This is a genomic window from Lysinibacillus sp. PWR01, assembly GCF_043359455.1.
GTDB lineage: Bacteria > Bacillota > Bacilli > Bacillales_A > Planococcaceae > Lysinibacillus > Lysinibacillus fusiformis_F.
Map to the genome: position 1 here is coordinate 1 of NZ_JBHERJ010000066.1, position 22552 is coordinate 22552.

Annotated in this window: 24 protein-coding genes, 1 pseudogene and 1 riboswitch; of the genes and pseudogenes, 8 read left to right on the forward strand and 17 right to left on the reverse strand. The window is 36.6% G+C overall.

Annotation, left to right across the window (positions count from 1 at the left end):
• Nucleotides 1-224 precede the first annotated feature (224 nt).
• The 4 genes and pseudogenes from ACEVFT_RS24750 to ACEVFT_RS13195 all read right to left on the reverse strand — a co-directional run bounded on the left by ACEVFT_RS24750 (nt 225) and on the right by ACEVFT_RS13195 (nt 4522).
• Nucleotides 225-962 carry a methyl-accepting chemotaxis protein gene (locus ACEVFT_RS24750; RefSeq protein ID WP_456952115.1) on the reverse strand — a complete coding sequence of 246 codons (738 nt, stop codon included), beginning with the start codon at nt 960-962 and terminating at the stop codon, nt 225-227.
• Between the two features lie 33 nt (nt 963-995).
• Nucleotides 996-1712, reverse strand: a pseudogene (locus tag ACEVFT_RS24755) (protoglobin domain-containing protein); the annotation flags it as partial.
• Between the two features lie 434 nt (nt 1713-2146).
• A complete protein-coding gene (locus ACEVFT_RS13190; protein WP_393950241.1) occupies nt 2147-3433 on the reverse strand; it encodes a tetratricopeptide repeat protein in 1287 nt (428 codons plus the stop codon).
• Nucleotides 3434-3505: 72 nt separating this feature from the next.
• Entirely contained in the window at nt 3506-4522 is a 1017-nt protein-coding gene (locus ACEVFT_RS13195) for a YdcF family protein (RefSeq protein WP_393950243.1), read from the reverse strand.
• A 184-nt stretch (nt 4523-4706) separates the two neighbouring features.
• Here ACEVFT_RS13195 and ACEVFT_RS13200 point away from each other — a divergent pair, with 184 nt between their 5' ends.
• Entirely contained in the window at nt 4707-5171 is a 465-nt protein-coding gene (locus tag ACEVFT_RS13200) for a hypothetical protein (RefSeq protein WP_205445799.1), read from the forward strand.
• Nucleotides 5159-5446, forward strand: coding sequence for a DUF2653 family protein (locus tag ACEVFT_RS13205; protein ID WP_004224435.1), 288 nt, complete (start codon nt 5159-5161; stop codon nt 5444-5446). The genes ACEVFT_RS13200 and ACEVFT_RS13205 overlap by 13 nt, the downstream gene beginning before the upstream one ends.
• 49 nt (nt 5447-5495) lie before the next feature.
• On the opposite strand, the gene ACEVFT_RS13210 is transcribed toward ACEVFT_RS13205, so the two are convergent.
• The 4 genes from ACEVFT_RS13210 to ACEVFT_RS13225 all read right to left on the reverse strand — a co-directional run bounded on the left by ACEVFT_RS13210 (nt 5496) and on the right by ACEVFT_RS13225 (nt 9114).
• On the reverse strand, nt 5496-5864 hold the full coding sequence (locus ACEVFT_RS13210) for an ion channel (protein WP_205445801.1): 369 nt from the start codon (nt 5862-5864) through the stop codon (nt 5496-5498).
• A 106-nt stretch (nt 5865-5970) separates the two neighbouring features.
• Nucleotides 5971-7596 (reverse strand): S-layer homology domain-containing protein, encoded by a 1626-nt coding sequence (locus tag ACEVFT_RS13215; protein ID WP_342441698.1) that lies wholly within the window; start codon nt 7594-7596, stop codon nt 5971-5973.
• 109 nt (nt 7597-7705) lie between these two features.
• Nucleotides 7706-8872: an endonuclease Q family protein gene (locus tag ACEVFT_RS13220; RefSeq protein ID WP_393950246.1), complete on the reverse strand. Its 1167-nt coding sequence runs from the start codon at nt 8870-8872 to the stop codon at nt 7706-7708.
• Nucleotides 8873-8943: 71 nt separating this feature from the next.
• Entirely contained in the window at nt 8944-9114 is a 171-nt protein-coding gene (locus ACEVFT_RS13225; protein ID WP_205445806.1) for a hypothetical protein, read from the reverse strand.
• A gap of 199 nt (nt 9115-9313) precedes the next feature.
• On the opposite strand from ACEVFT_RS13225, the gene ACEVFT_RS13230 reads away from it, so the two are divergent.
• From ACEVFT_RS13230 to ACEVFT_RS13240, 3 genes are all read left to right on the forward strand, one after another.
• Nucleotides 9314-9892 carry a TetR/AcrR family transcriptional regulator gene (locus ACEVFT_RS13230; RefSeq protein ID WP_205445807.1) on the forward strand — a complete coding sequence of 193 codons (579 nt, stop codon included), beginning with the start codon at nt 9314-9316 and terminating at the stop codon, nt 9890-9892.
• A 75-nt stretch (nt 9893-9967) separates the two neighbouring features.
• The gene (locus ACEVFT_RS13235; RefSeq protein ID WP_342443777.1) at nt 9968-10321 is read left to right on the forward strand and encodes a DMT family transporter; all 354 of its coding nucleotides are present in this window, start codon (nt 9968-9970) and stop codon (nt 10319-10321) included.
• A complete protein-coding gene (locus ACEVFT_RS13240; RefSeq protein WP_342441701.1) occupies nt 10321-10635 on the forward strand; it encodes a DMT family transporter in 315 nt (104 codons plus the stop codon). The genes ACEVFT_RS13235 and ACEVFT_RS13240 overlap by 1 nt, the downstream gene beginning before the upstream one ends.
• 90 nt (nt 10636-10725) lie before the next feature.
• On the opposite strand, the gene dapF is transcribed toward ACEVFT_RS13240, so the two are convergent.
• From dapF to ACEVFT_RS13255, 3 genes are read right to left on the reverse strand one after another with little or no spacing between them, the layout of a single operon-like run.
• Nucleotides 10726-11583 carry a diaminopimelate epimerase gene (gene dapF, locus ACEVFT_RS13245; RefSeq protein WP_393950248.1) on the reverse strand — a complete coding sequence of 286 codons (858 nt, stop codon included), beginning with the start codon at nt 11581-11583 and terminating at the stop codon, nt 10726-10728.
• 55 nt (nt 11584-11638) lie between these two features.
• The gene (locus ACEVFT_RS13250) at nt 11639-12430 is read right to left on the reverse strand and encodes a heme ABC transporter ATP-binding protein (protein ID WP_205445813.1); all 792 of its coding nucleotides are present in this window, start codon (nt 12428-12430) and stop codon (nt 11639-11641) included.
• A gap of 5 nt (nt 12431-12435) precedes the next feature.
• Nucleotides 12436-13482, reverse strand: a complete 1047-nt coding sequence (locus ACEVFT_RS13255; protein ID WP_016993711.1) for a FecCD family ABC transporter permease — start codon at nt 13480-13482, stop codon at nt 12436-12438.
• 145 nt (nt 13483-13627) lie between these two features.
• A riboswitch (cobalamin riboswitch) is annotated at nt 13628-13815 on the reverse strand.
• A gap of 154 nt (nt 13816-13969) precedes the next feature.
• Between ACEVFT_RS13255 and ACEVFT_RS13260 the strand changes: the two genes are divergently transcribed.
• Nucleotides 13970-14566, forward strand: coding sequence for a biotin transporter BioY (locus ACEVFT_RS13260; RefSeq protein WP_342441703.1), 597 nt, complete (start codon nt 13970-13972; stop codon nt 14564-14566).
• A gap of 115 nt (nt 14567-14681) precedes the next feature.
• Nucleotides 14682-15251 (forward strand): YdhK family protein, encoded by a 570-nt coding sequence (locus tag ACEVFT_RS13265; protein ID WP_393950250.1) that lies wholly within the window; start codon nt 14682-14684, stop codon nt 15249-15251.
• Nucleotides 15252-15291: 40 nt separating this feature from the next.
• Here ACEVFT_RS13265 and ACEVFT_RS13270 read toward each other — a convergent pair whose 3' ends face one another.
• The 6 genes from ACEVFT_RS13270 to ACEVFT_RS13295 form a co-directional block, all read right to left on the reverse strand.
• A complete protein-coding gene (locus tag ACEVFT_RS13270) occupies nt 15292-15993 on the reverse strand; it encodes a response regulator transcription factor (RefSeq protein ID WP_393950251.1) in 702 nt (233 codons plus the stop codon).
• A complete protein-coding gene (locus ACEVFT_RS13275; RefSeq protein WP_393950252.1) occupies nt 15971-17365 on the reverse strand; it encodes a sensor histidine kinase in 1395 nt (464 codons plus the stop codon). The genes ACEVFT_RS13270 and ACEVFT_RS13275 overlap by 23 nt, the downstream gene beginning before the upstream one ends.
• Before the next feature lie 127 nt (nt 17366-17492).
• Complete coding sequence (locus tag ACEVFT_RS13280; RefSeq protein ID WP_393950254.1) at nt 17493-18035, reverse strand: NADPH-dependent FMN reductase; 543 nt, start codon at nt 18033-18035, stop codon at nt 17493-17495.
• Between the two features lie 63 nt (nt 18036-18098).
• The gene (locus ACEVFT_RS13285; protein WP_205445823.1) at nt 18099-18716 is read right to left on the reverse strand and encodes a nitroreductase family protein; all 618 of its coding nucleotides are present in this window, start codon (nt 18714-18716) and stop codon (nt 18099-18101) included.
• Between the two features lie 70 nt (nt 18717-18786).
• On the reverse strand, nt 18787-19770 hold the full coding sequence (locus ACEVFT_RS13290) for a ring-cleaving dioxygenase (protein WP_205445825.1): 984 nt from the start codon (nt 19768-19770) through the stop codon (nt 18787-18789).
• 51 nt (nt 19771-19821) lie between these two features.
• Complete coding sequence (locus ACEVFT_RS13295; protein WP_342441708.1) at nt 19822-20256, reverse strand: MarR family winged helix-turn-helix transcriptional regulator; 435 nt, start codon at nt 20254-20256, stop codon at nt 19822-19824.
• Nucleotides 20257-20408: 152 nt separating this feature from the next.
• Between ACEVFT_RS13295 and ACEVFT_RS13300 the strand changes: the two genes are divergently transcribed.
• On the forward strand, nt 20409-22403 hold the full coding sequence (locus ACEVFT_RS13300) for a catalase (protein ID WP_393950256.1): 1995 nt from the start codon (nt 20409-20411) through the stop codon (nt 22401-22403).
• Nucleotides 22404-22552 lie beyond the last annotated feature (149 nt).

The window sequence follows — 22552 nt, forward strand, 5'->3', positions numbered from 1 at the left end:
GGCGGAACGGAAATCAACCCCTCACCCTGCAAAGTTGCCTTTTCTGCCGTTGACATCATCTTTTTTCAACAACATGTAGAGCTATTTCATCAGTGAAATAGCTCTCGCTTTCTGAATCTCTAAAAGATCCATCCTCTATTGCAATATTTACACAACAAACATTTTAATAGGTACTATAGTGTTTAATACTTCTAAAAATATAAATAGATGTAAATGTTAGTAGTCTATCCTTTTAAATTTTGCGCAAAGTTCGCTAATTTTTCTGCTGAATTCGTTACCTCAGTAAATGAAGTGCCTAATTCACTTAATATGCCTACAATTGCTTGTATTTTCGTTGCCATACAATCATTTTGATCTTTTGCTTCTGTCATGGCTCCCAATATACTCGTAAATTGACCTTCAGTTTGTAACATATTTTCCTCACCAGCTGCTACTTCATCTTGAATATTTGTCAAAGAATGCTCTAATTTCTCGGTTCGTTCACCCGTTTTTTTCAATAACAAAGCAACCGCTGTAACTGATTCTTTTGTTTGAATCGATAATTTACGCACTTCGTCAGCCACTACACTGAAGCCCTTCCCTGCTTCCCCAGCGCGTGCTGCTTCAATTGCAGCATTCAAAGCCAACAGATTCGTTTGATTCGCAATATTGGTCACAACACTCATGATTGTTTCCATTTCCCTAGACATACCTGATAATTGTTCAATATTTTCTTCTATATCATGAAGAGAATGAATAATATTGAGCATATTTTGTGATTGATTTTTTAAACGTTCGCGACCCTCAAGTGCTTGATTTTCAGCCAATGTAGACACTTCGAGTGATTTTTTGGCCAATTGTTTAATTTCGTCAGATTGTTTGCTTAAGCAGCAAAATGAATCATTTGTTTCCTTCGAGATTGTTGCAAGAGCTTCCGAAGAATCTACAATCTGTCGTTCAATCGCATCTTTTTCATGCACCATTTTTTCCTTCAGCTGTTCCACCGTGTTTTCAAAAGCTTCTAAAACAAGTTGTTGCTCAAAATTACAAATTTTCGATATAGCTCTGATCGTATTGAATTGATCTTGTGGAAACTCTATATTTTTTTCGACTAAATCAATAAATGATATCGATAAATCTTGGAATGCACAGATATACCACTGTGTTCTAAGCCCAATGTGGACATGCACCTTTGCAATCTTTACACGTCTTTGGTAATACAACTCATCAATGGTTCCGTTAAACATTTCAATAATATGCTGCCGTAATGTTACTTTAAGCTTTTCTACAGAACTATGATGACTAATAATATCTACCAAATGATGCTCTGTTCCTATCATGTTGTAAAAACGGTTTACGATGTGATCTACATTGTCCATAACATATGGCTGGAATGCTTTTAAATATTGTAAGTCTTTCTTCGTTAAGTTCAGCATGTCAATTTGCTTCGCCATTGATTGGCGAGAAGACAAATCCATTTTCACTGTGTATTGCTGTAAATCCAATACCTTCGTCTTTCTCTGTTTTTGAAAAATCACACATCTTCCCTCTTTCATTCCGTTTACTTTCATCAGGCTGAGAAACATCAAATCCCTTTTAACATATTGATGAATACATGAAAAAATACCGATAAAATAACTTTGGCCAGATTTAATGGTTACATCGGTTCGTACAATTTCAAATGACACACTGCCTCCAAAAGTGTGTCGAGTACCCATTTGTTCAATCCTCATAAGGTCATTTGTTCTCAACAAACAGATATAGTCACTACATGACTAGCAGTAAATTTATTTACGTATGCTTCTTTTCAAAATCACTCATATACATTAATCATTTTATAAATGGCTGTCAATCTTATTAATACCATTATTTTACATAAAATGTATAAAAAGTCCTTGTTGTTAAATAAACCGTACTAAACAATAAAAAAGCTACCACAATACTATTCTGTAGCTTTTTTAACCATTTTTTTGTTTATTATGCTTACTTGTTTTATATTTATTCTATTTTTTTATTGGTTATCTTTAATTTTCACTATATTAATATTTTTTACCCTCAACCAACATCTATCTATATACCCATAAACAGTAGTCATTACAAGACTAAAAGACTCATTAAATATTGCTGTATAAATCATTCTAAAAACCTATATTTTTTAACACTAAATTTACAAACCTTTAAGTTCCTGTAATATTTTAGCCGCTTCTTCGGAGCCAGCATCTGCTGCGAGTCCATACCACTTGATAGCTTCTTTCAGATTTCTATCTATTCCTTTATCTTTATTGAAAATATGTCCTAATTGTAACTTGGCATCCACATCCCCTTGAAGGGCAGCCTGCTTAAACCAATGAATACCTTTTTCAATATTGCGTATTCCTGTTAGACCATTACTCCATATATAACCTAAATCATAAAAGGCATCTACATGATATTGTTCCGCAGCTCTTTCATACCAAAATAGTCCACGATTGACATCTTTCGCTTGACCTAAGCGCCCCTCTAAATAAATTCCACCAAGTCGATATTGTGCTTCGACATACCCTGCCTCAGCTGATTTTTTATAGGCATTAAAAGCTGCTTCCACATCTATCTCAACGCCTAACCCCTGCTCATAAATAATGCCTAACGTAAACATTGCCTCTGCCACATTCTTTTTTGCAGCATAGTCAAACCATTTTTTTGCTAATGTATAATTCGTTGGTACGCCCTCGCCATTAAAGTACATATCCGCTAAATTATTGGCAGCATCCGCATGTCCCTGTAAAGCCGCTTTTTCATAGTATGAAAAGGCAAGGGAATAATTCTCCTCCATACCTATGCCCCCAAAGCAAAAATTCCCCATCACATATTGAGCATCTGCATTTCCTTGAGCTGCTGCTAGCTCAAACCATTTCAATGATTTTTCTGGTTGAAAATGTTTACCCTCTCTAGAATTATAATATTCTCCCAGTTGATATTGTGCATCCCCATCCTGCTCTTCAACCGCCTCTTTATACAAATCAATAATGACCTCATGATCTAAATCCTCTTCATCTAAAATAGCGATTTGTTCATCTTGATGGCGAAAGTACCACTCGACAATATCAAGCACATCATCTACTACTTCTATACTGTTTTTTAGCTTTTCTAGCGAAGAAATTTGCCAGATAAGTATATAGATAGGCTGAGGTATGGCATCGCGTAAGACATCATCATATTCTGCTAACAGCGTTAATACATTCTCCTGTATGGATTGAGATTGTGCTGTATGGACAATCTGCAAATGGCGCTGTTGCTGTTCTTTTAATAGCCCCCGCACTACTTGATACAGAATTTTCTGCAAGGCTGTTAGGTTAATTTCAGCGAATGTAAGTAATTTTATATTTTGAGCAAACCATGGATCTTCTGTTTGTGTAAGATTTTGTAGGGAATCTATTCGTTCTTTATTTCGCTTGGCTAAAATTTGCTCGTACATTATTTTCCTCCCTTGCACACTATGTAAAAAAACTGCCTTGCCACTATTATATGGAAGACAGTTGAAGTTTGGTTACACATATGCTCTCAATAGTAAGCCTACGAATAGCGTAATAATTAAAAATACTGTGATATGGGTCCATTTATACATTGCTAATAAACCTATAAATTCTCGCGTAAATGCATTGGGAACATAGTAAAAAGCTGTCTTTGAGCCAACGCCCTCGGCATCTAATGCTGCTTTCCTAGCATAAATACTTGCGCGAAACACATGAAAATTATTCGTAACAAAAATGGAACGATACTTCTCTCCAGGAGAATGGTGGTCCATCATTTTCTTTGAAAAGATCATATTTTGTTCTGTATTGGCTGAACGATCTTCCATTAGAATCTTGTCAGTCGGAATATGATGAACTTCTATTAAGTATTGTTTCATTGCAAATGCTTCTGATACCTTTTCATCATTTCCTTGACCGCCAGAGACAATGATAAAAGGCTTCTTCGCATACTTTATATATTGCTTTACTGCTTCATCTAAGCGACTTGCTAAAAGCGGAGGTACTCTATCGCCAATTAACCCTGAGCCTAATGCAATGATGTAATTTGGTTCATAACGTATAGGTGTAAAATGATACAATGTCGCATAGGCAAGGACACTAGTATATAAGAACATTGTATAGCCAAAAATCAAAAACGCATAGAAGAAAAGAATATGCCAAAATACATTTTCAATTTGAATAAAAATGACAAATACATACCATATCATCATAATAACAAAACTTAGCCCCAATATGGCTAACATTAAATTACGAAATTTACGCCCTTCCTTTTCTAATAATACTTTACTATTGAAAAACATGGCTATCGATAAAATAAACATAATGCTTGGAAAGCTTCCTAATATAATAAATATCCCCATTTCAGAAATAATTCCCTGATTATTTGGCAGCAATAAAGGATAATGAATAATAAGCGCTCTGACAATATATATACCTATCAGACCAAGAGCTACCGCGTTGAGGAAGCGCCTTTTTTCTGTTAAGTACAAAATGATAAAAATGGTGATGAAGATTGATAAAGTTAGTAGCATCGTTTCACTCCTTTCTATTGCATAATTTCCACAATCATTACATCTGCCACTATTTGTTCATATTTTTTGATATAGCTCAATTATTGAAAGCGTTTGTTTTATTTTTTAATATAGTTCATGTAATATTACTATATAAGAACTAGTTTATGATTAAATTCAAAATTATATTGGAGGAATGTATGTAATGAAAAAAATTCTTGCCGCCCTTTTTGCAGCGACACTGATATTTTCAACTGTTGGTGCAACATTATTTATTACTGATACGCCAACGGCAGAAGCAAAATCGTATAAATCGGGTAAAAAAGGCTTCTCTAACAACAATAATAGCTCGAATATCCAAAAATCGAAGGATACTTCTAAAGATCAAAACAATGCAACAACAAATAAAAACAACTCAACATCTACTAATAAAGCAGATACTACTAAAAAAGGTGGCTTTTTCTCAGGCGGTCTGATGAAAGGATTAATGCTTGGTGGACTTGCTGGTTTATTATTCGGTAGTCTATTTGGTGGTATGGGGATATTGGGGAATATTTTAGGTTTACTTATTAACGTGGCAGCAATTGCGGTTATTGTAATGCTTGTTGTAAAAATAATGAATATGTTTAAAGATAAAAAGCGCAAAGAGGAAGCACAATGGCACAAATAATCAACGAACAAGATATTATTAATGCTATTTGTTTATCTCAAGCCTATTATCAAAACATTCGCCCAGAGGATGTTCTTGTTGAATTGACTTACGAAGATGACGCAGGCTTTGGTGCAGAGGTTGAAGTTAATGGTCAAATAGAAGTGCTTAATACAGCGGCCATGATTGGTGCCTTACGTGTTTGGATCAAGGATGTTTTGCATGGTGATCCATTCTCGACAGGGATTGAGCTTGTTTTAGATGACGAAGAAGGCATTATTGCCAAACTATCATAAAAAAATAGCAGTACAATGAATCGTCCAAAAGATTCATTGTACTGCTATTTTACTTTTTCAAACGTTTTTTAACCTCTTCTTTTTCTTCCTCATTAAGAGAAAAATCTACGATAGAGCGGCCCAGCATTAATAACATGATAAACATGACTCCTGTACCAACAATTAAATAGATCATTGTAAATACTTTAGAATAAGCTGTTGTTGGGTATAGCCCTGTTTCTACACCTGTTGGAATCAAGCTCACTACAGCAAAATACATGGCATCCAACCAGTGCCACCCTTCTGTCCCCTTGTAGAATAGAGTTCCTGATAGAATGATTAAAAATAGTGTAGTAAATAATGATATGAACTGTGGACGTTTAAAGGACCTCCACAAACCTTTTACTAATCTTTTAGCAGATAATATAAATGACAGCATCCCATTCTCCTTTATCGATGGACGTTCAACAGCATAGTTAGACTATACTTCGTTTTTTACGAAAACGTCAAAAGGTAGAGGTGACACTCCCCCTACCTTTTAATTATTATTGAATGAGGTGCTGACTAAGGTTTGTAAATATTTTAGCTGCTTGACCTCTTGTTGTGACAGCCTCTGGTAAGAACTTCTCTCCATCCCCTGTCACGATTCCTAACTCATACAGCATTGTGATTGCACGTTTTGTTTCTGCATTATATGAAGCTACATCTGCAAATGGCACATCACCTTTTGCAATATACGGCTGATTAAATTGCTGCTCATAGGCGCGATGAATCATTAAAGCTAATTGAGCACGTGTCACAGGCTGTCCAGGTTTAAATTTTCCACCCGTTCCCTTGATAAGACCATGTACATATGCAGCCGCAATTTCTGACTGTGTTGCTGCATCATAATTTGTAATATCAGTAAATGGTGCTTTTTCTTCTGTAGTTAAGCCTAAACTTCTTACAAGAATAGCTGCAGCTTGGGCACGTGTAACACTACTCTCAGGTCTAAATGTCCCATCTGTATAGCCATTCATTATACCCGTATCTGCTGCTTTTTGAATATAGTCTTTTGCCCAATGATTCTGTGTATCTGTAAAACTTACTGTTCCTTTCGTAGTGAAAGTAACTGTAGGATTTTGAACACTTTCATTACCAGCAGCATCGATTGCTTTGATGGATACATTGTAGGCTGTATTTTCTGTTAAATCTTCGAGCGTAATCGTAGTAGTATCAGCACTTAATGTTGAAGTTAATTTTCCATTCACATAGACATTGTAATTTGCCACGCCTACATTATCTGTCGCTTCTTGCCAACTAACCTCTACCGTTGTACGATCTTTTATTTCTACTCCAATAGCCTGCGTTACATCCCATAAAGAGCTTGTTTTAATAATTGGTAAAAATGCTTCATTTGCCACCGCTAAATAACCAGCTTCACTTAAATGAATATTTTCAGGGTTTGGTAGATAGTTAGCAACATCCTTTGCAACAACATCATATGTAGGAACAAAAATAGCGCCTGCTTTTTCAGTCGTTGTTTTGATTGTTGAATTCAATGTAGCTAATAACAGTTTAAATTGATTTTGTAAGCTCTCACTATAGTATGGGAAGGAATTATAATAGCCCATCACATATACTTCAGCTTGTGGATTAATCTTTTTGATTTCAGATAGAATAGTAGCAATGTTCGATACAGCTTCTTTAGAAGCTTTTATGATAGCCACAGTGTCAATGCCCGTTGCTTGAGATTCTTTTAATATTGGCAATAAATCATTTGCTCCAGCTGTTAATGTGATGATTTCAGCTTCTTTAATAGAAGCTCGTAACTTTGCTTGTTCCTTTGTATAACCGAAACCAGTCACTGTTTTTGCTACATCATTTTGTAGATCTGCTAAAACATTTTTAGTTGTGTAGCCTGACATAGCAAAGCCCTTATTAAAAGAAGTAAGGAAACCATCTTGCTGTAAAGCCTGTGCAATAAAATCGGTATAACCTAATCCAATTACACCTACTTCATTCATCCCATGCGCTAATGAATCACCAAGTGCAACATAATCGGTCTGTACAACCCAACTTGGTGCTATGTGGTCACCTTGTATTTCTTCTGCATTAGCTGCTACAGGTATAGCTAATTGCAAAGCTAATATACTTGAGGCTAAAAAACGAAATTTCTTTGATAATCGCATTTACTCTCTCCTCCACTTATAAAATAGTCATTGTTTTCACTATTTTACTAGAGGAGCGTTAAAAATAGGTTAAATTACAACAATCTTTTTGAAACTTTTCATTTTTTATCTAGTCAACCTGTATCTTTCCATAAATTCCACCACCACCAACCTCGATGGCTAATTGACCCGTTCTCGCTAAATCGATTAATTGGGCTATTTTACGTGGCACAATTTCTTCAAGTTGGTCGACTGTTACACGATGCAAAATATTCATTTCTGTACCAAATGCTTCGATTAAACGTTCCATCATTTTAGGGCCAACACCTGGAATGAAATCAAGTGGTACCTGATGAATGTAAGGTGGTCTATTTCGCTCATTGGGGATATCTTCAGATAACTCCTGTATACGTGTAGCTACTCCCTTGATGATTTGAGTACTTCCACAGACTGTACAAACCGTAGCTTCTTTACTTAGCTGTTCACTACATTTTGCACAAACTGTTTGATGATATTTGCCAAGCAAAGGATTTAGGCCATAATTAGCTATTACCGCTCGACCTTGTTGCTCATGTAGGGCCATTTTTAATTCCACAAAATTCGCTTCTGCTAATCGTAACTTCTGATACTCTCTTGCCAGTTTTCCAAGCGAATGGGCATCAGAATTGCTAACGAATGTATATGCTTGTAACTCTTTGATATGACTTACCATATTTGTATCAGAGCTTAAACCTAGTTCAATGCCATCGATCAGGTGTGGATCGAAGACTTCAGTTAAACTACGACGGACCCCTTTGCCAAACAAGCTTTTAAATGGTGTAAATACATGTGCAGGGATAAAAATCCCTTCCAATTCATGCACCTTTTGCTGCAAGGTCTGGCCGTCACAATAAATACGCTGTGAACTTAAATGGATATTTTTCATACGTTGTGACATCCAGTCTGAGAACTGCTTCATAAGCTTTAGTGTAGGAAAGTAAGCAAGCACATGAATAGGACCATGACAATGTTGATCATAAATTTCAATTTCCGATCCTGGAATCAAAGTTGTTTCTTGAAAACGTAGACCACCTTCTTTTAGTTCTTGCAGTTCACCATGTGCAATCATCTCCATCATTTCTTCAATTACGTCTGGGGAGTGACAATCAATGATCCCAATAATATCTAATCCTTTTCTCGCACTAGCCGTCTCTAAAATTCGTGCTAATGTTAACGTTTTACTGCCAGTAATTTTCACTGCTCGACCACTAGAAGTACGTCCAATATGAATATGTAAATCCGCATAGAATTCTTTCAATCCAATCACTCCTTTTAGTACGTCTATAAAATGAAAATACCTTACATTACTGCAAGGCATTTCTCACTTTATTATGATGGATGATTTTGAGTAGTGCTATTATTTGCCTCAAAAGCGCCAGAACCATGTGATGGTGTGGAGGAAGCATCATAGGCAACTAATGTCACACCAATCTTTTTTTCAAGCTCATTAATTTTTTCGAGTTGCTGCGGGTCTAATTGTGCAAACTTAATTTCTTTCATGATCATCAATCCTTTCAATCATAAAATTCCCCGAAATATAGAAAATATACTCCTGCTCCGCATAATTGTGTCTGATTGTCTAATGGCGTTTCAAACGAACATTGAACAAAAAATGACTGATTATCAGTCATTTTTTTATTGACATTGGTTTTCTTATTCTGTAACATACTAAATAAGTAAGGCAAAAGTGAGGGATTGCATGTCAAAGGAAGAAAAAATTATTCAAGCTGCCATTGAGGTTTTTCGTGAAAAAGGAATAGAAAAAACAAAGGTTTCAGATATCGTTAAAGCTGCTGGGATCGCTCAAGGAACATTTTATCTTTATTTCCCATCACGCCTTTCTGTTATGCCTGCTATTGCAAAAAATATGGTAGAAAGAATTATAGCTACCTTAGACGAAGGTATTTCAAGTCATAAGCCTTTTGAACAGCAACTTGAAGAGGTTGTGGAAATGGTTTTCTTAATAACGAAAGAATATGGCGATATCGTTGCACTTATTTATGCGGGTATTGCACAAACAGAGCATTTAAAAGAATGGGAAAGTATCTATGCTCCCTATTATGACTGGATGAGTCATTTCTTATTATCTGGCCAGCAACAAGGAATGATACGTGATTCTATTGATCCAACTCGTTCAGCTAAACTGATGATTGGTCTAATTGAATCTGCTGCCGAACAAATTTATTTATTTGATGATAGCAAGGATGAAACAATGAAATTGCTCAAGCTTGAGCTTATCGATTTCCTATATCATGCACTTGGCCTACGTCACCCATAAAAGTGACGTTCTCTTTTACTCTAAAAATGACTGAACGTCAGTCATTTAATCTTATCCCATGAAAGGATTTTAATAATGAAAAAAGAATGGATGTACGTCGTATTAACAAGTTTATTTGAATTGCTTTGGGTATTTGGCTTTAATGTTGCAAGCTCATGGTGGCACTGGATAATTATTGTGACAATCATTGCTATAGATTTTCACTTCTTATCGAAGGCTTGTGAGAGCTTACCTACTGGAACAGTCTATGCTATTTTCGCCGGAGCAGGTGCAATCGGTACTACATTAATGGATATTTTCATTTTCGAAGGAGAGTTTAATGCCATTAAAGGACTGTTTATGTTTATTTTAATATTAGGTGTGATTGGTCTAAAATTAGCGGATAATTCCTCTAAAGAGCAAGATCAAACGAAAGGAGCGAATGTATAATGGGTTGGGTATTTATTATTTTAGCTGCATTGTCTGAAATTATAGGTGTAATTGGCTTACGCTTCTATAGTCAGCATAAAACAATACGAAACTTTATTTTATATATTGGTGGCTTTGGTGTGTCCTTTGCTCTTTTATATGCATCTTTCAACTATTTACAGTTAAGTATTGCCTATGTAGTATGGGTAGGAATTGGCACTGTTGGAGCTGTGCTAGTAAATATCATTTTCTTTGGTGAATCCAAAAATCTATCACGTATTATTAGTATCCTAGCGATTATCATAGGTGTAGCAGGCTTAAAAGCAGTATCTTAATGTTTCTACAATAAAGGACGCCACTCTTAAATCGGAGGCGTCCTTTATTCATTTTATTTAATATGGCATGGCGAAGAAGTATTGACGTAATTAAGATAAAAATTCGTAGATTCCATCCGCAATAAACTCTGCTGGACCACGCATCCAGATATGGTCATTTTCGGCCCATCGTATGACTAAGTCACCGCCACTAAGTTGGACTACTATCTCTTCTTCCTTCTGACAAAAACCATTTAATATAGAAGCCACTACCGCTGCACAAGCACCTGTCCCACATGCCTCTGTTATACCTGAACCTCGCTCCCAAACTCGGCATTTTAATGCTTTCGCATGAACGACCTCTACGAATTCAACATTGCTATGATGAGGAAATCTCACATCATTTGCTATAATCCCCCCTAATGTTTTTAGTGGTGCCTGTTCTATAGCATTCACAAAAATGACGGCATTTGGATTCCCCAAAAACAACGCTGTTACCAAAAGAGAATGTTGGGGTAACGGAAATACCTCATTAATGACATGTTCATTTGGGTTTCCTAGCATCGGAATGTCTTTGCGCAATAAGAGAGGTTTGCCCATATCGACAATCACTTCTATCACACTATTGTTTTGAACCACTACCTGTGCCAGCATAATTCCGGATTTCGTTTCAATCGTAATTAGCTCTTTTCGCATAATATGACGGTCAAAGATATACTTAGCAACACAGCGAAGACCATTACCGCAATTTGTCCCCTCAGAGCCATCTTTATTAAAAATACGCATACCACAGTCAGCCATTTTGGATGGTTGGATAATAATTAATCCATCTGAGCCAATACCTGTATGAACATTGGCCATTTTCTGAGCCAATTCAAAAAAGATATCTTCCTTGTAATCATATTGAAAAAGATCAAGATAGATATAGCTGTTGCCAATACCATGCATTTTCGTAAAGGCTATTTGCATACAGTCACTCCCTATAAAGGATGTTATATGTATTTAAATAGAAGATCTTGCTTTCCTAAACTTGGCTGACCTTCTTCGCAAATTGGTCAGGGACATATGTGAGATAAGGCTTACCTGTCAGTGAATGTGTTTGAATATCGGCAAAAACACCAAATACATCTTGCAACAACGCTGGCGTCAGCACTTCCTCTGGTGTACCATGACAAACGATCCGCCCTTGCTGTAAAACGTAAATTTGATCGCAGTACATAGCAGCGATATTCAAGTCATGCAAAGCTGCCACTACGGTTAAGTGTAAGGTCTGAATTAAATCCATGAGTTGAAGTTGATGTTGAATATCTAAATGATTCGTCGGCTCATCTAATATTAGTACCTGTGCTTGTTGAGCGAGTGCTCGTGCAACCATTACGCGCTTTTTCTCGCCTCCTGAAAGAGAGCTAAAGCTTCGCTTCTCTAAATGAGATATACCCGTTTGTCTAAGAGCATCTTTAACAATTTGGAAATCTTGCTCTTGATCAAGCTCTAATAGCTTTTTATGTGGCGTTCTCCCCATACTGACTAAATCATGCACAGTGAAATCAAATAAAACGGGTGTTTCTTGGCTAACAACGGCCAAATTTTTCGCAATTGCTTTACTTGTTTGCTTTAAAATATCCTGCTCATTTAATAATACCGTACCGCTTTCAGGTTTTAGGAGACGATACATATTTTTTAACAATGTTGATTTTCCGCTTCCATTAGGGCCAATTAATCCAACAAATTGCTTTTCTTTTATTTGAATACTTACATCATGTAGTATACGCTGATCGTAAATGGAGAATGATACTTGTTTCGCTTCTAATGTCATGGAAATTAATCTCCTTCACCGAAAGAATAGTTGTTACGTCGGAGTAGCCAAATGAAAAATGGTCCTCCACAAAAAGCTGTAATAATACCAATTGGCATTTCCTGAGGAGCGATGATGATTCGAGCAAAGGCATCTGCCCATACTAAAAATATTCCACCTATTAAAGCACTAATAGGTATTACATATTTATAGTTTGAGCCCACAATTAATCGCACAATATGGGGAATAATTAATCCCACAAATCCGATAGAACCACTAACTGCGACAAGCACACCTGTTAACAGAGAAACGAGTAATATTAGCTGGATACGAAATTGCTGAAGATTCACGCCTAATGTCACTGCCGCCTCTTCCCCCAGTAATAATAAATTTAAATTGCGATAGTGTAGCCACAGTAGCCCAAATACAACGAAGAATACGAAAGCTGGAATCACAATATTATTCCATTTAGCTCCAGCTAAACTACCTAGCATCCAAAACATAACAGCCTTTAAAGCCCCTTCTTGTTTTGACATCATTAAAATAAAGTTAGAGATAGCCGTTAAGATAAAGGACACAGCCATACCTGCCAATAGCAAGCGGAAAATAGAGACACGTCCACCAACACGTGATAAGAAAAAAACAAGTGCAATGGCAAGTAATGACCCAAGAAATGCGGATACTGACAGAGCGTAAATCCCTAAAAATGAAAAGGCCCCTAAAATAATTACAGAAGTAGCTCCGACAGCTGCCCCTGAAGAAATTCCTAGAATATACGGGTCAGCAATGGAATTTCGTACAAGCGCCTGAATCGCTGCCCCCGCAATGGCTAACCCCGCTCCAACAATAGCAGCTAGCAAAACACGAGGTGCTCTTATTTGCCAAATGATGATTTCCTGTGAGCGACTCCAATCTTGTTCGATAGCATTTTGTATAAAAGGAATTTTAGAAAGAATAACTTTCCATACATATAATGGTGTAACTGAAACAGAGCCAACCATTACAGCAAATGTCATTGAAACAATTAATACCATGAAAAGTACAAAGGAAAATAACATAAATTTTTTATTCATCTGTTTTAAACTCCTACTGAATATTGATGAATGAAGCAATAAAAAAAGGTATTCCATGCGAAAATACACATAGAAATACCCTAGATTAAACAAAGTCAGAAAATATCCAGCTATTGTCCGTAATTGCTTGCATCCTCGTGGGCATTACAGGTATTACTAACTGGCAGGTCTCCTGGCTTCGATTCAACATCCTATAATTGCCTTCCCATTCTTACACAGTGGCAAATAATATTATAGGATTCCTCGTTACAGTTGCGGGACAGCATCGGACTTCCACCGACTTCCCTTTTAAGTGACATTCAAAAATATCACACCAATAGTATTTGAAGTTATAAAATTGTGACGATTCTATCATACATTTTTATAGATAGTTAGTCTACATGGAAATGCATCTAGCATTTGAGTTAACTAATTTTAATAATAATGTTGACACAAATACTTTCGTTTTTTACACTAGCTGTAATAACTTTTAAAACGAGGTGAAATCATGGCAACTGTTACACAACATAGTCATCATAAATTAAGAACTGTCGACATTACCTATATTGGATTATTTTCAACGCTAATGATGGTGGGTGCTAATATCACTTCCTTTGCACCCTTTATGGTAGTTGGTGGTGTACCCATTACGCTTCAAACTTTTTTTGCGATTTTAGCAGGGCTTATTCTTGGTAGTAGAAAAGGTGCGCTCGCCTGTACAATTTATATGTGTGTGGGATTGGCAGGAGCACCTGTCTTTGCTCGCTTTGGTGGTGGAATTGGTCAAATTTTAAGTCCTACCTTTGGGTTTATTATTACATTTATTTTAGCGGCATTTGTTGCAGGGTGGATCGTGGAACGAAGCGGGACAAAGAAAAGCTTTATCGTAGCTGCTTTAGTAGCAACGGCTATAAATTATTTGATAGGAACAAATTGGATGTTTTTTGCATACAAGCTTTGGGCAAGTGCGCCAGAGAATTTTTCTTATAAGCTAGCTTGGCTTTGGATGATGCCTCCACTACCAAAAGATATTATTTTAGCCATTTTTGCTGGTATCTTCGCGTATAGATTACAAAAAACATTGAAAATCATGCCCATTCAATAACATATCTCTTCACTTCTTTCGTGTCAGACTAGAGGAAAATTTATTCATAGGTCATGTCCATCATTTCTGCACATTTATTTGCTACAGTAAGGGCAAATAGTGAGGAGGATATCACATGACATTCAATAGAAGATGGTCAATCGGACTATTATCAGTAGTCGCTTTAATTAGTTTATCGGCTTGTACAGAGGATCAAACAAAGCCTGCATCCACTTCTGTGGATACTTCTGAAGAAATCGATCATTCTACGATGAACCATTCAAGTTCTGGCGAAATACCGGCAACCTTAAAAAAAGCTGAAAACCCGAAATTTCCTGTGGGGAGTACAGCCATTATTACAGATGGACATATGGACGGTATGAAAGGAGCCGAAGCAACAATAGTAGGTGCCTATAATACGACTGCCTATGTTATTTCCTATGAGCCCACATCTGGTGGAAAGCGTATAGAAAAGCATAAGTGGGTGATTCATGAAGAATTGATTGACCCACAAGAAGCACCACTGGCTCCTGGAACAGAAGTAAAAACGGATGCAGCACATATGGAAGGTATGGAAAATGCGACTGTCCTTATTGATGAGGCTGTGCAAACAACTGTATATATGGTTGATTATACTTCCACTGCAAGTGGTGAAGCTGTAAAAAATCATAAATGGGTAACAGAAGAAGAGCTTAGCCCAAAATAATAGAAATAACCTCTACCTTCAATTCTGGTAGAGGTTATTTTTAGCTCTTATGCTCCATTGGCTTTCTATTTGCAGACTTATGCCATTTATAGCCGATGCCCCAAACAGTTTGCAAGTAATCATCTGCAGGGAAACCACTTTTTCTTAATTTTTCTCTTAAATTACGCACATGTGAATCAATGGTACGATCTTCAATCGTCACATTATATCCCCAAACTGTATGGATAAGGTGTTCTCTAGAAAATGCTCTATTTTGATGATCTAAAAATAGGGCAAGCATGGCAAATTCCTTTGGTGTTAATGGAATTGCCTTATGTTGAAAATATACTTCAAAGGACTCTCTATCTAAACAAAGCCCTTCAAAGTTAATTACTTTTTCTTCTGATTTCGATCTTCTTAATACAGCATGTATTCGTGCTAACAGCTCTTCCTCATCAAAAGGCTTTAATATGTAGTCATCAGCACCAAGGTTTAAGCCTTTTACAATATCAGCATGTTCTCCTTTTGCAGTAAGCATAATGATCGGGACATCCCAAAATTTCCTAATTTCCTGACAAACCTGCCATCCATCCATCTCTGGCATCATAATATCCAAAAGAACTAAATCCACATGCTCTTCTTCTAAAAAATCCAATGCCTCTTGAATGGAAGACATGGCTCTACAAAGAAATAGTGGTTCTAAATAAAGGGTTAATAAATCTAACATTCTTGGCTCATCATCAATGCATAAAATTGTTTTCATTCATTTCTACTCCTTTAAATGATAATTCAAAAGTAGTCCCTTTATTTATTTCACTACTAACCTTTATTTCTCCACCATGCGCTTGTACAAGTTCCTTGACAATAGCAAGCCCTAGTCCAGAACCACCTAAAGCACGACTACGAGATTTTTCCACACGATAAAACCGATCAAAAATATATGGTAAATCCTTCTTTGGTATTCCTTTACCTGTATCTTCAACAATGATGCTTAAAACTTCATTGTGTTTTTTTACAGTGACGGTAGTCGTATCTCCGGGCGCACAATAGATTAATGCGTTATTTAATAGATTAATCAGGATTTGCTCCAGTCTTGCTTCATCGGCACATAGTGTTAAGCCATTATCACAACGTACAACAAAATAGATACCTTTATCTTGAAAAGCAGGGCTTAATTTTTCTTCAATGCTTGTAAAAAACGAATCTAAATGTAAGCAATGTTTTTCAATTACAAATGAGTTTTCATCCATTTTTGCTAAATCAAATAAGTCTTTGATTAACCGAGAAAGTCTATTGGTTTCTTCTATTATAATAGCTAAATACTTTTGACGATCTTGCTCTGTTAAATCCCGTTTCGCAAGAATGTCTGTATAGCCTTTAATAAAGGTTAGCGGTGTGCGAAGCTCATGTGCAATACTCGATAAAAACTCCTTACGCTCTTGCCTTAAATGATTTAAATCATTCGATAGTAGCTGTATCGCATTCGATAAATCTCCAAGTTCATCTTTTCCATTCGTAGAAAGAGCGACTGTAAAATCACCCTTACTCATTTTCAATGTAGCCTCTTTCATCTGAATAAGTGGTTTAGCGAGCTTCCGAGATAGAACAATAATGACTGCAATGCTGACAAGACCAGATACAATACCCACAATGAGAAAATGCTTATTGAGACGTTTCATTAATGCATGGATGGAATCGGTATTTTGAAACATAAATACATAGCCAATCGTTACTTGCTGATTTTGAATAGGGCTTATCGTAGCAATAGCTTGAACCTTTTGCCAATTGTCTTGTAAAACCCTTCCCTCATAAGGTATATTCCCCTCTATCTTACGAAATAGATCACTGATTTCTAGATGTGGTTGTGAGGAGGCAAGAATTGTACCTTCATGGTCAGTCACCACTACATCTGTACTTGCTTCCGATTCCATAAGAACGACATGTGCTAGTGTTTCATTATTGAAGTTCTGTTCTAATATAGTACGATGTGAGTTTCCTCTCGCTTGCAAACTGGCTAATTCCTCTTCCACTCTAGAATTGGTCAAGGAAACATGCAAAAAAAACATCATAAATGTTTCGATACAAAACAATGTGATGAAAAAGATGATGCCAAGCTTTAGTGATAATTTTCTCATCCGTAACCACCAATTTAGAATTTCTTAAAAGTATAACGTGAAAGTGTGAAGATTTCATGCAGAAGGAGCATTTGTCCAAACAAAAAATGCCCATAAGTATATTGTATACTTATGGGTCAGATTTTAATTAAATGTATTTTTTTGCCCAGTTTAAGAAGTTATCAATGACTATGTCAAGGAATTTCACTGTACCTTCATCAGTTAAATTGCCTTCTGCATCAAATTTAGTGTGAACAGCACCAATATAAACGTCATTGCCGCTTAGTAATGGTGAGTTAATGCCAGGAGAGAACAAAATATCACGTAAATGTAATTGTGCTTTTACAGTACCTAAGTTCCCCATTGATGCACCCATGATGATAGATGGTTTGCCAATCATTACTTTATCTACACGAGATAGCCAATCAATAGCATTGACCATAACCCCTGGAACTGTACCATTATATTCTGGTGTAACCCAAAGTACAGCGTCTGCAGCTTTTACTTTTGCTTTAAAATCAAGAACTGCTTGTGGAGCCTCATTTTCGATATCTTGATTATACATTGGTAGGTCCTTTAAGCTTAAAACTTCAAGGTCTAACTTTTCTGTATAACGTTTTTGAATAAATTGAGCTAATTGCATATTATAAGATTCTTTACGGATACTACCTACGATTGCTACTACTTTCATGATGTTTCCTCCTAAATGTACATTATTCATAGTATTTGTATAGCTATTGTATTTTATACCATTTTAATAATAAATGGCAAATTCTTCAACTGGCTTACGATATCCACGTAATCGACGACTGCTTTCTTTTTCTTTCCCAATAGTAATCATTAGAGCAATTTCATGTGTTTCTGGCACATTGAAAAGCTCACGCATTTTTTGATTATCAAAGCCGATCATTGGACAAGTATCCCAGCCACGATTTTTCGCAGCTAGCATGAATAACATAGCAGACAAAGATGCATTCCGAATGGCTTCATCCTTCATAAATGCTTCACCACGGTCTTCATAAAATTTTGTATTCTCTACTACAATATCTTCTAGTTCGCCAGCTGTAATTATACCTAAATCCACCATGCCTTGACTTAGTTCAGCAGTATTCTTATAAGCTTCCTTGTCACCTAATACAAGAATTACTCCTGAAGCTGAATGCACTTTATATTGACCAAATGCCGCCTCTCTCACCTTTTCTTTCATATCCTCATCCAGCACAACGATATAATTGGCATGCTGTAAGTTAAATGCTGATGGGGCAAGCTTGACATCCTCCAAAATAGGACGTATGTCATCCTCAGTCATCTTAACGTCCTTGATAAAATTATTAGCAGAGCGACGCTTATCAATCAGCTTGGAAAATTCCATTTTTTTATCCCCCAATACAGTTATGTATTCATCCAGTGAGGCTTTTCTTTCCCAACTGGATGAAATTATGTTACTCATATTCTTTATCGAACATAATAGAACTTCTTACAGTGTCAATCGGGCGAACAAGACCTTCAATCTGTTCACGTTTTGGTTCTAAAAACGGTGGTAATGACAGTTTTTCTCCTAATGTTTCATATGGCTCATCACCCATAAACCCTGGACCATCTGTAGCCAATTCAAATAAAATCTGCGGAGCTACACGTGCATACAATGATTCAAAGAAATGACGATTTACATAGCCAGAAGTGTGGAAACCAAAGCTTTCGAAACGTGCAGTCCATTCATCTAATACCGCACGATCCTCTACACGAAAGGCTGCATGGTGAACAGTACCAAAACCTTGACGAGCAACAGGTAACACCGTGTTATGTTCGACAATAATCTGGGCGCCATTTCCTCCCTCACCTACTTCAAATAAATGAAAGTCTCCTTCTTCTGCAATCTCTGTAAAGAGCATTACCTTTTCTAACACATCTTTAAAGTATTTAAAATTAGCTACACGGACAAATACTGGCCCTAAACCTGTAATAGCATTTTCAAGTGGGATGGGTCCATCCTGCCAAGGCGTACCTGCTGCCACACCTGTATTATGCTCATCAGAAATAAGCTGATAGTGCTGATCATCAAAATCTACGAAAGATAGAGTTTTCTTACCAAACTGTTCTTTCATACCAGTATGTTTCACATTTAAACGATCGAAGCGCTTTACCCAATAATCTAAAGCAGCATCCGTTGGTACACGGAAAGAAGTCTTTGAAATTTCATTTGTACCATGTACACCTTTTGGGATGTTAGGGAAATCAAAGAACGTCATATCTGTACCTGCACTACCTTTATCGTCTGCAAAGAATAAATGATATGTTTGAATATCATCCTGATTAACTGTTTTCTTCACTAAGCGCATTCCTAATACATAGGTGAAGAATTTATAGTTTTCTTCAGCACTACTTGTGATTGCCGTAACATGGTGTACACCTTTTAAATGATTCATAGAATGCTCCTCCTATTTATCTCGATATCGAGATATATGTGTAAAAATTTTTTATTGGTCAGTGGCGTTCTTGCCAACTTTTTTAAGTGATAAAATCATGTTGTCCAGCTCATGAGATTCCAATATTTCAAATATCTCATTTATTTTTTGTTCATGCTTAGGAAAAATTTCTTCCATCAAAGCCTGTCCCTCAAGCGTTAGTAATACGTACGTAACACGTCGATCTCTTGGACACGCCTTACGATATACATAGCCTTTTTGCTCGAGCTTATCAATCACATAAGTAATACTACTGCTTGCAATTAATATTTTTTTACCAATCATTTGAATAGGTTGCTCTCCACGATGGTACAAAAATTCAAGAACCGAAAATTCGGTTTGATTTAAATCGTATTGAAGTAAATCTCTTTTAGTTGCATCTTGAATCGTTTGATATGCTCGGAACAAGACCGTAAATGCTTTTAAGTTACGATTATTTTCCTTCATACGACTCCCTCTTTTTACTTCGAATTTAATTATCTTTAATTCGAGATAATAATAACATATACAATTTTAAACAGCAATCATTTTGTTTCATCATGTTTGTCATCTTCTTGTTTGGGTAGAAGGTAGTTGTAACTTATAAAGGAGGATTCTAAATGATAAAAGATGTAAACCAAAAACAACAACAGCTAGAAGCATTCCGAGTAAGTGATAAAGATCAACCTCTCACGACCAATCAAGGATTAAAGATATCAGAAGATGAACATTCACTAAAAGCAGGTGAGCGAGGACCCACTTTACTAGAGGATTTTCATTTTCGTGAAAAAATGACCCACTTTGACCATGAACGAATTCCTGAACGAGTAGTACACGCACGTGGCTCAGCAGCTCATGGAATTTTTGAAACATATGAATGTGCAAGTGATATTACAAAGGCTCAATTTTTAAATGGGAAAGGAACTAAAACCCCTGTATTTGTTCGCTTCTCTACCGTTGCAGGGTCAAAAGGATCTGCAGATACCGTCCGTGACGCACGCGGCTTTGCTACCAAGTTTTATACACAAGAGGGTAATTATGATTTAGTAGGAAATAATATTCCTGTATTTTTTATTCAAGATGCTATTAAATTCCCCGATTTTATACACGCCGTAAAGCCTGAACCAAATAACGAAATTCCCCAAGCACAAAGTGCCCATGATACATTTTGGGATTTCATTGCAAATAATCAGGAGTCTGCTCATATGGTCATGTGGCATATGTCAGATAGATCGATCCCACGAAGCTATCGAATGATGGAGGGTTTTGGTGTGAATACTTATCGCTTTGTCAACGCCGAAGGAAAAGCCCACTTTGTTAAATTTCATTGGAAACCTGTACTTGGGGTAAAATCTTTAGTTTGGGATGAAGCACAAATCATCGCTGGAAAAGACCCTGATTTTCATCGCAGAGATTTATGGGAATCGATTGAACGTGGGTATTTCCCAGAGTGGGAACTTGGTGTTCAACTTATTCCTGTTGAAGATGAATTTAAATTTAGCTTTGATATTCTCGATGCCACTAAAATATGGCCCGAAGAAGAGGTTCCTGTACGCCTTCTTGGGAAAATGACATTGAACAAAAACACGGATAACTTCTTTGTAGAAACGGAACAAGTTGCATTTCATGTTGGTCACGTTGTACCTGGAATTGATTTTTCAAATGATCCATTATTACAAGGTCGCTTATTCTCCTACACAGATACGCAGTTAATAAGACTGGGAGGACCAAATTCCCATGAACTTCCTATTAATAAACCGATCTGTCCATTCCATAATAACCAACGAGATGGCTATGGCCGACAAACCATTAATGTGGGACAAGTTAGCTACCATAAAAATTCCTTAGCCAATAATACACCACACCCTGTTTCTGAAGCAGATGGTGGCTATAAGCATTATGAAGAAAAAGTCGAAGGGCATAAAGTACGTGCACGTAGTGAGAGCTTTAACGACCATTTTTCACAAGCACGATTATTCTGGCTTAGTATGACAGATATTGAGAAAATGCATATTATCGATGCCTTTAGCTTTGAACTTGGCAAGGTAAAAAATAAAGCGATTCGTAAACAAGTTGTAGACATGTTCGCTCATGTCAGTTACTCACTTGCTTCAGCTATTGCTGAACGAATTGGTATAGTTCCCCCTATAGAAGTGGAAGTACCGCATATTCACCAAACTTCTCCAGCTGTTAGCCAAGTAATCAATGCAAAGGAAAGTGTCCAATCTAATAAAGTAGCTGTAGTGGTTACAGAAAATAGTAGTGAAAATTTAAACGAACTTATTGCTACATTTTTAAGTGAAAATATAGTAGTTGAGCTAGTAAGTACTAAGCAAGGCATAGTAAGTGGCTATGAAATTCACGAAACATTTGCTACAACCTCCTCAGTTCTTTATGATGGCGTTTATGTTACAGGAGCCTTTCAAGATTCCTATCAACAAGCAAAAGCAGAACGGTTTATTGAACAAGCCTATCAGCACTGCAAAACAATAGGTTATACGAAAAATGTTTCGTTTTTACAGCATATTGCTAATAAAAATGGGGTTGCAAGCGATCCAAAATCTTTCGTACATGCCCTTGCTAAACATCGACATTGGGTACGTGAATGTAAATGAATAAAAAGCCAGCTAACTGATTAAATCAGCTAGCTGGCTCATAGTGTTGAAAAACAAAACAATCCATAGAATTTTTATGGAAGGTGAAAATGAATTTCCGTTGCAGGCTACTTGCTTTCCTGTGGGCGAGCGCCGAATCGCTTCCTCCG

Coding starts and splice junctions, on each gene's coding strand:
- ACEVFT_RS13230 (WP_205445807.1), top strand. CDS start 9,314: ATGTCAAAGGAAGAAAAAATTATTCAAGCTGCCATTGAGGTTTTTCGT.
- ACEVFT_RS13290 (WP_205445825.1), bottom strand. CDS start 19,770: ATGAATCATTTAAAAGGTGTACACCATGTTACGGCAATCACAAGTAGT.
- ACEVFT_RS13275 (WP_393950252.1), bottom strand. CDS start 17,365: ATGAGAAAATTATCACTAAAGCTTGGCATCATCTTTTTCATCACATTG.
- ACEVFT_RS13300 (WP_393950256.1), top strand. CDS start 20,409: ATGATAAAAGATGTAAACCAAAAACAACAACAGCTAGAAGCATTCCGA.
- ACEVFT_RS13200 (WP_205445799.1), top strand. CDS start 4,707: ATGAAAAAAATTCTTGCCGCCCTTTTTGCAGCGACACTGATATTTTCA.
- ACEVFT_RS13295 (WP_342441708.1), bottom strand. CDS start 20,256: ATGAAGGAAAATAATCGTAACTTAAAAGCATTTACGGTCTTGTTCCGA.
- ACEVFT_RS13240 (WP_342441701.1), top strand. CDS start 10,321: ATGGGTTGGGTATTTATTATTTTAGCTGCATTGTCTGAAATTATAGGT.
- ACEVFT_RS13210 (WP_205445801.1), bottom strand. CDS start 5,864: ATGCTGTCATTTATATTATCTGCTAAAAGATTAGTAAAAGGTTTGTGG.
- ACEVFT_RS13255 (WP_016993711.1), bottom strand. CDS start 13,482: ATGAATAAAAAATTTATGTTATTTTCCTTTGTACTTTTCATGGTATTA.
- ACEVFT_RS13215 (WP_342441698.1), bottom strand. CDS start 7,596: ATGCGATTATCAAAGAAATTTCGTTTTTTAGCCTCAAGTATATTAGCT.
- ACEVFT_RS13270 (WP_393950251.1), bottom strand. CDS start 15,993: ATGAAAACAATTTTATGCATTGATGATGAGCCAAGAATGTTAGATTTA.
- ACEVFT_RS13195 (WP_393950243.1), bottom strand. CDS start 4,522: ATGCTACTAACTTTATCAATCTTCATCACCATTTTTATCATTTTGTAC.
- ACEVFT_RS13225 (WP_205445806.1), bottom strand. CDS start 9,114: ATGAAAGAAATTAAGTTTGCACAATTAGACCCGCAGCAACTCGAAAAA.
- ACEVFT_RS13250 (WP_205445813.1), bottom strand. CDS start 12,430: ATGACATTAGAAGCGAAACAAGTATCATTCTCCATTTACGATCAGCGT.
- ACEVFT_RS13265 (WP_393950250.1), top strand. CDS start 14,682: ATGACATTCAATAGAAGATGGTCAATCGGACTATTATCAGTAGTCGCT.
- ACEVFT_RS13235 (WP_342443777.1), top strand. CDS start 9,968: ATGAAAAAAGAATGGATGTACGTCGTATTAACAAGTTTATTTGAATTG.
- dapF (WP_393950248.1), bottom strand. CDS start 11,583: ATGCAAATAGCCTTTACGAAAATGCATGGTATTGGCAACAGCTATATC.
- ACEVFT_RS24750 (WP_456952115.1), bottom strand. CDS start 962: ATGGTGCATGAAAAAGATGCGATTGAACGACAGATTGTAGATTCTTCG.
- ACEVFT_RS13280 (WP_393950254.1), bottom strand. CDS start 18,035: ATGAAAGTAGTAGCAATCGTAGGTAGTATCCGTAAAGAATCTTATAAT.
- ACEVFT_RS13260 (WP_342441703.1), top strand. CDS start 13,970: ATGGCAACTGTTACACAACATAGTCATCATAAATTAAGAACTGTCGAC.
- ACEVFT_RS13190 (WP_393950241.1), bottom strand. CDS start 3,433: ATGTACGAGCAAATTTTAGCCAAGCGAAATAAAGAACGAATAGATTCC.
- ACEVFT_RS13205 (WP_004224435.1), top strand. CDS start 5,159: ATGGCACAAATAATCAACGAACAAGATATTATTAATGCTATTTGTTTA.
- ACEVFT_RS13285 (WP_205445823.1), bottom strand. CDS start 18,716: ATGGAATTTTCCAAGCTGATTGATAAGCGTCGCTCTGCTAATAATTTT.